The 6,234-nt window shown below is 49.9% G+C and carries 7 protein-coding genes and 1 riboswitch; of the genes, 5 read left to right on the forward strand and 2 right to left on the reverse strand.

Annotation, left to right across the window (positions count from 1 at the left end; genetic code table 11):
- Nucleotides 1–310: 310 nt before the first annotated feature.
- Nucleotides 311–1,462: a GNAT family N-acetyltransferase gene (locus ABFD83_00165; GenBank protein ID MEN6355476.1), complete on the reverse strand. Its 1,152-nt coding sequence runs from the start codon at nt 1,460–1,462 to the stop codon at nt 311–313.
- Nucleotides 1,463–1,661: 199 nt separating this feature from the next.
- Here ABFD83_00165 and ABFD83_00170 point away from each other — a divergent pair, with 199 nt between their 5' ends.
- The 5 genes from ABFD83_00170 to ABFD83_00190 all read left to right on the forward strand — a co-directional run bounded on the left by ABFD83_00170 (nt 1,662) and on the right by ABFD83_00190 (nt 5,544).
- Nucleotides 1,662–1,931 carry a DUF167 domain-containing protein gene (locus tag ABFD83_00170; protein ID MEN6355477.1) on the forward strand — a complete coding sequence of 90 codons (270 nt, stop codon included), beginning with the start codon at nt 1,662–1,664 and terminating at the stop codon, nt 1,929–1,931.
- Nucleotides 1,932–2,007: 76 nt separating this feature from the next.
- Nucleotides 2,008–2,415 carry a DUF3887 domain-containing protein gene (locus ABFD83_00175; GenBank protein ID MEN6355478.1) on the forward strand — a complete coding sequence of 136 codons (408 nt, stop codon included), beginning with the start codon at nt 2,008–2,010 and terminating at the stop codon, nt 2,413–2,415.
- A gap of 10 nt (nt 2,416–2,425) precedes the next feature.
- Nucleotides 2,426–3,742, forward strand: a complete 1,317-nt coding sequence (locus ABFD83_00180; GenBank protein MEN6355479.1) for a DUF3887 domain-containing protein — start codon at nt 2,426–2,428, stop codon at nt 3,740–3,742.
- Nucleotides 3,743–3,751: 9 nt separating this feature from the next.
- A complete protein-coding gene (locus ABFD83_00185; protein ID MEN6355480.1) occupies nt 3,752–4,564 on the forward strand; it encodes an ankyrin repeat domain-containing protein in 813 nt (270 codons plus the stop codon).
- Between the two features lie 26 nt (nt 4,565–4,590).
- The gene (locus ABFD83_00190; protein MEN6355481.1) at nt 4,591–5,544 is read left to right on the forward strand and encodes a uroporphyrinogen decarboxylase family protein; all 954 of its coding nucleotides are present in this window, start codon (nt 4,591–4,593) and stop codon (nt 5,542–5,544) included.
- A 66-nt stretch (nt 5,545–5,610) separates the two neighbouring features.
- Here the strand turns inward: ABFD83_00190 and crcB are convergent, their stop codons facing one another.
- Nucleotides 5,611–5,985 carry a fluoride efflux transporter CrcB gene (gene crcB, locus ABFD83_00195; protein MEN6355482.1) on the reverse strand — a complete coding sequence of 125 codons (375 nt, stop codon included), beginning with the start codon at nt 5,983–5,985 and terminating at the stop codon, nt 5,611–5,613.
- 25 nt (nt 5,986–6,010) lie between these two features.
- Nucleotides 6,011–6,072: riboswitch (Fluoride riboswitch) on the reverse strand.
- Between the last annotated feature and the right edge of the window lie 162 nt (nt 6,073–6,234).

The raw sequence follows: 6,234 nt of genomic DNA on the forward strand, positions 1-6,234 counted from the left end.
ATATTTGTCCACATGGTCTAATTACACAACCACATCCAAAAATCATGCATCAAACTTGTGAAATCTTCGAGTTTCTTCGTCGCATAATGTGCAGCAGCAAAAATACTCATAGAGTCTGAGCACTTACGTGTAGACAACCGCTATACTTCGCGGGCGAATGCCCCGAAGGTTGTTTGATCGCGCGCGATATCCGATCGCGTGCGAAAAGAGCAATCCCGGGATTTCATATCCCGTAGCTGGGTCTAGGTGTGATCGGGTATCACTTCCGGGCTCTTAGCTCTCCACACTCCATCCTCCACGCTCCACAATTCTAGAACCTGTCCGGCAGATACATATGAGGATGCCGAAGCGGGAATAGTTGTTGCACAAGCTTCGAGGTGTTTGTATCCGGCGGTGATGCAAGTCGCTCCATTATATCGGTGGGAGTGAACACCCCAAGCGCAAGCCGTCCAAGCTCAGCCTGTGGTATCTCGATCACTGGGTTATCGGGATTTGGCTTTGCATCCTGGACAATGACGTCATCATGCTCTATCACAATAGCCGCATTGCCTATATCGGTGTTAAATGTCAGTGTACCTGTATAGGCCGGATTAATATTTTCAAGGTGCACTTTGATCTCAGGAACGAGCGAATCCAGCAGGCGTTTGACGTCGAGCACACGTATCATCGACCCTCCGCATGCATCGAAATCGGAGATAAACCTGCTGTCCTGGCGCATTGCCGCATTCGCTACATGGCAGTCGGGTGGTGACGCCAGCAGCACTCGCTTCACATTACGATCAATAGCCAACTGCTTACACGCAGCCAAAAGCGCATCCGCTGCTATCGGCGAGTCCGCGACAGCCTCACCGATTATGAGCGCATCAGAAAACTGCCTGCGCAGCTTTTCGACAGAATAGCACCAGTGAGCAAGCCAAACATAAGCATGCGCGATTCCGTCCGATCCGACAATGACATGGCATGCGTCATCCGAGCTCTCAATGGATGTGGCCAATTTAGACCACACCTCAGATTCGGGGTGCCTTATTGCCGTTCCCGTCGCAGCAGATGTTGCAGTGTCATATATGCTGCGCACATCTCCCAAATCTTCCAGAGAGAAAGGTCTAGATGTCCAGTCTGCAGGCACGTCATCATCAAGGTTGGTAAAAAGAATATAATGCTCGGGTCCCGAGGTCGCATATCCGAACTTATGGTAGAAATTACTTATGCCGTAGAGCATCGAAACCGCCGCATCACCGCCAGTCATATGGTCTATTGCTGCATTGAGCACGCAGCGCGAGCAGCCCTTCATTCTGTGTTCCTCGCGGGTTCCAACATCTGCGATGCCGTCCATTCTGATCTGCGCCGACCCGGCGCGAATGGTCATCGGCACGATTTTTAGCCAACTGACGCACTCGCCATCAATATTCAATTCGACACGTGTATGCCCATTGGGCAGTCTGCTCACTTTGGGTAGCATCATATCCATAACCTGCATATATAAGCTTTTCTGCATCAGTATAGCACGCGGCGTATGCGGATAACAGACACTCGATCGCGCGCGATATCTGATCGCGTGTGAAACAGAATCTTAGGATTTGAATCCTATGATGGGTTAGGGAATCTTCATCAGCCGAACTATGGTAAACTATAGGCCAGACGCATTCAAGGAGCCATGCATTATGCCTGATACAAACCTGAAGCTCCATGTCAGCCCGCGCGGATCAAAAAACGAAATTACCGGCTGGCGTGATGATGTCTTGTACGTAAAAATTACCGCTCCGCCTGTCGAGGGCGCTGCCAACGCCGCCGTAGTGAAGTTTTTAGCCGATGCATTAAAGATAAAAAAGAGCCAGGTCGAGCTTGTCTCAGGCGAAAAGAGCCGCGAGAAGGTGGTCAAAATATCCGGTCTGTCTGAAACGGAAATTCGCAACAGAATACGATTAAAATAATCTAGAGGAATACTCCACCAGAGCGCGAATAGTAAAGACAACTGGAGGGATATAAAGCGGAAAGGGAAAGGATAATATGATGAATCGATTTGTAACGAATGTGGAGAGAACAATACTCACGGCCATGATGTGCGCGGCAGTGCTGCTGGCTGCAGGCTGCGCCAAGCCTTCTGCCACTAAATCAGCGGAAAATGTCGTCGATTCTATGGCGAAGGGTGATTTTGCATCGGTTACTGCGAATTTCAATCCTACGATGAAGTCCGCCATGTATACCGAAAAGCTGGGTCAAGTCTGGGGACAATTGACTGCTCAAGTAGGGCCATTCAAGGCGCGCACAAGCACACGAGAAGCGCAAGAACAGGGTTATGACGTCGTCTATGTGACCTGCCAATTCGAGAAAACCAACCTTGATACCAAGGTTGTGTTCGATAGCAACAAGCAGATCACAGGATTATTTATAATTCCAACTAAGGCAGCGAAGTAGGTATATGAATATGCTAAGACGGTGGGGTGTTTTTGCAGTTTTAGTAGTTTTAGTCGGGGTTATGGCGGGATGTTCAAGTGCGAAAAAGGCATCAGCTTCGAATGCTAAGACCGCAGTTGCTTTGGAATTCGTGCGGTGTACGGCAGACGGTAAATACGCGGATGCCGTGACGCATTTCGACGATGCAATGAGCCGGGCGATGTCAGCCGATCAACTGAAACAGGCGTGGGAGTCATTGATCGGACGGTACGGCGCTTTCAAGAAAATCGGAGAAACTCGCACGGGGCAAGAGGGAGGATTCGACGAGGTTTTCGTTGCCGTAAATTTTGAGAAGATCATTCTCGATGTCAAAGTCGTCTTCGATAAGGATGGCAAGATCGGCGGGCTATGGTTCGTCCCACATATTTCCAAAACCGGCGCGCAGTATTCTCCTCCCGCCTATGCGCACAATGACCGCTTTGTTGAGCGTGAAGTCACTGTCGGCAAAGGCGAGTGGCAATTGCCCGGCACGCTTACCATTCCCAATGGCAAAGGACCATTCACTGCCTTGGTTTTAGTTCATGGCTCCGGCCCAGAAAACCGCGATGAGACCATCGGCCCAAACAAACCGTTTCGGGATATCGCGCAGGGGCTTGCCTCACGTGGAATCGCCGTGCTTCGCTATGACAAGAGGACAAAAGTGTATCCGGCACAGTTGGCAAAGTTTGCAGCGACCAATAAGTTTACCGTCAAGGAAGAGACCATAGACGATGCTATAGCCGCCGTATCTCTTCTCAGGAAGACAAAGGAGATAAATAGCGATAGGATATATGTTCTTGGCCACAGCCTTGGCGGCATTCTCATTCCGAGGATCGGCAAGGCCGACCCTAAAATCTACGGTCTGATTATGATGGCCGGGTGCGGCACACAACCGTTGGAGGATGTGATATTACGGCAATTAACATATATAGCCTCGCTGAACGGACCGATAACTGCTGACACCAAGAAGGAGATCAATAAGGAAGTGCAATCGTTCATAAAAAGCGCGCCGGCTCCATACTTGCTCGATCTCCGGCGCTATATTCCGGCAGCGGTGGAGATGGCAAAGTCGCTGAAACAGCCGATGCTCATCCTGCAGGGAAGACGGGACTACCAGGCTACAACCGCTGATTTCAACATATGGAAGACGAAGCTCTCTTCACGGACCGATGTCACTTTCAAGCTCTATCCGGATTTGAACCATTTGTTTATTACTGGTAAAGGCAAAATCACTCCCCAGGAATATGAAGTTCCCGGGCACGTCTCAGAAAAAGTAGTAGATGATATTGCGGCATGGATCAAACGATAGGAGAAAATAGTGTTAAAGCGATCTGCAATTTTACTTGTGACAATTTTAGCTCTGCTAACAGCGACAAGCGCGTTTGCGGCGGAGATACACACTGCTTCGGCGACCGGCGATATTGCCACAGTCGAAAAACTGATCAAGGCCCAGCCGGATCTGGTCAATCTGAAGGATGATGACGGCGCGACACCTCTGCACCATGCCGCCGCCAAGGGTCAACTTGCAGTAGTGAAACTGCTGATAGATAATAAGGCGGATGTGAACGCACAGAAGAAAGACGGCGTCACGCCCTTGCATGTCGCCGCCGCTCTGGGTTATAAAGATGTAGTTGTCGCTCTGCTGGATGCCAAGGCGGACCCCTGCGCTGTGGATAAAAAGGGCCGCACTCCTCTTTCCATTGCCAAAGCAGGCGGCAAAGTCGAGATTGAAAATATCATACGCTCACGTATCAGCAAGACTACCGCTGCGGGTCTGAATATTCCTTCGCCTCCGCCTCCACCTGTCACCGTAGAAGGCGCCAAGGACATTAAAACACTTGCCCAGGAGTTTGTAGATCATGTTTCAAAAGGCGAGTATGCAGCAGCCACAGACTACTTCGACAATAATATGAAATCGTTGATGCCTGCGTCCAAATTATCTGAGACATGGCAGTTGATCCAGTCGCAGGTAGGGAGCTACAAAGGCCGCACCGCAACTAAAACCACTAAGATTCAGGGCTTTGACGTTGTTCTGGTTACCTGTCAGTTCGAGAAGGCGACACTCGATGCGCAGCTTGCATTCGATTCTTCAAAGCGGATAACCGGGTTTTATACAGTAAAGCCGAAATAGTGCCTCTTATGGTATAGGATAAGCAAATGACGCCCAAAGAAAACTTATTGAGGGCTATAAGACGTGAGAAGCCTGAAAGGGTACCTAACGGACTGGAGAACACTGTGTCGATCACACCGCCCGTGGTTGAAAGACCATCTTCAGAGAGCTGTGATTGCTTTGGCGTTCACTGGTCTTATGATCCTGCGGCTGAAGGCGGCACCTATCCAACAACAGGCGGATACGTAATCACGGATATCTCCCGCTGGCGTGAACAAATCAAGATACCTGATGTAGATGTCATCGATTGGTCTGATGTCAAGCAGAAGACCGATGAAATCGACCGGCATGAAAACCTGGTGTTGGCATTTGTCGAGATGGGGCTGTTCGAGAGGTCATACTTGCTCCTTGGGATGCAGGAAGCGCTTATATCCTACCTAAGCGAGCCTGATCTGATGGAACAGCTTGTCGCTGCAATAGCGGATTATAAGATTGCACTAATATCCAGATTCTACGAGGTCGCAAAGCCCGACATCGTCTGGTATGGAGACGACTGGGGGACACAGAGTGGGCTCTTCATGTCACCTGGCATCTGGAGGGCGATTATCAAGCCGCATACAAAGCGAATCTATGACTGTATTGATAGCCGCGGAATGATAGTCTACCAGCATTCGTGCGGGAAAATCGAGGAAATATTCGCAGATATGGTTGAAATTGGAGCGGATATCTGGAACCCTTGCCAGCCATGCAATGATCTTGCGCGGCTCAAGAAAGAGTTTGGTGATAAGATATCGTTTCATGGCGGAATCGACAGCCAGTTCGTTCTCGGCAGGCCGGGCGTGACGCCTGAAGAAGCCAGAGCGGAAGTGCGAAAGAGGATAGATCAGATGGGCAAAGGCGGCGGGTACATAGCCGGTCCCAGCCATGGAGTTCCATACAGGCCCGAGATCATCAATGCGATGAATAATGAAATCGCAGATTATGGCAGATACTGCCATTGATATCCGCATGGGTGAAGCACTTACTGATTGCATCAGGTCTATCACATATGTATCGCGTAAGGCTTTTCATATTGCTCTTCCCACCAACACTCCGCCGACCAGCGCAATCAGTCCCAACAGCACCTGCCCGGTCACGTTTCCAAGAGCATGGAGCCACTGCTGTGAGTGCAGTAGCTTTGCCGTGTCAAATGCAAATGTGGAGAAAGTAGTGAATGCGCCCATAAACCCTACAAGCAGTATGGTGCGTGTTTCGTGGCTGAGATTGAGTCTTGACTGAGCCGAAGCGTACAACAGCCCGAAGAAGAAACTGCCTATGATGTTAACTGCGAATGTTCCGAGTGGGATCGGGCCGCTCTTGAATTTACTTGCCAGTTCGCACACGGCATAACGGCTGAGAGTGCCGCACGCGCCCGCGAGCGACAGCCATAAAACCTTGGCCATTGGATACATGCCTCCCGCAATGTTGATCATTGTAGGAGTCATCATCCCATCCGGGCAATTACGGCGGACCCCATCGCCAAAATATTATACCATAAAGCCGCTTGCCATATTGCTTTCCTCTCGGTGTGTATGTCAAATCTACGGAAATAACCAAAATTTAGGCAGGTTGCTCTAATCGCGAAAACACGAAAGGGCGAAAACGCGAAAGGATCAGCGAGTGAAATGAATTCCAATGCAATTTATGGTTTG

Source organism: Armatimonadota bacterium (genome assembly GCA_039679645.1).
Lineage (GTDB): Bacteria > Armatimonadota > UBA5829 > UBA5829 > UBA5829 > UBA5829.

Coding starts and splice junctions, on each gene's coding strand:
- ABFD83_00165 (MEN6355476.1), bottom strand. CDS start 1,462: ATGATGCTACCCAAAGTGAGCAGACTGCCCAATGGGCATACACGTGTC.
- ABFD83_00175 (MEN6355478.1), top strand. CDS start 2,008: ATGATGAATCGATTTGTAACGAATGTGGAGAGAACAATACTCACGGCC.
- crcB (MEN6355482.1), bottom strand. CDS start 5,985: ATGGCCAAGGTTTTATGGCTGTCGCTCGCGGGCGCGTGCGGCACTCTC.
- ABFD83_00170 (MEN6355477.1), top strand. CDS start 1,662: ATGCCTGATACAAACCTGAAGCTCCATGTCAGCCCGCGCGGATCAAAA.
- ABFD83_00180 (MEN6355479.1), top strand. CDS start 2,426: ATGCTAAGACGGTGGGGTGTTTTTGCAGTTTTAGTAGTTTTAGTCGGG.
- ABFD83_00190 (MEN6355481.1), top strand. CDS start 4,591: ATGACGCCCAAAGAAAACTTATTGAGGGCTATAAGACGTGAGAAGCCT.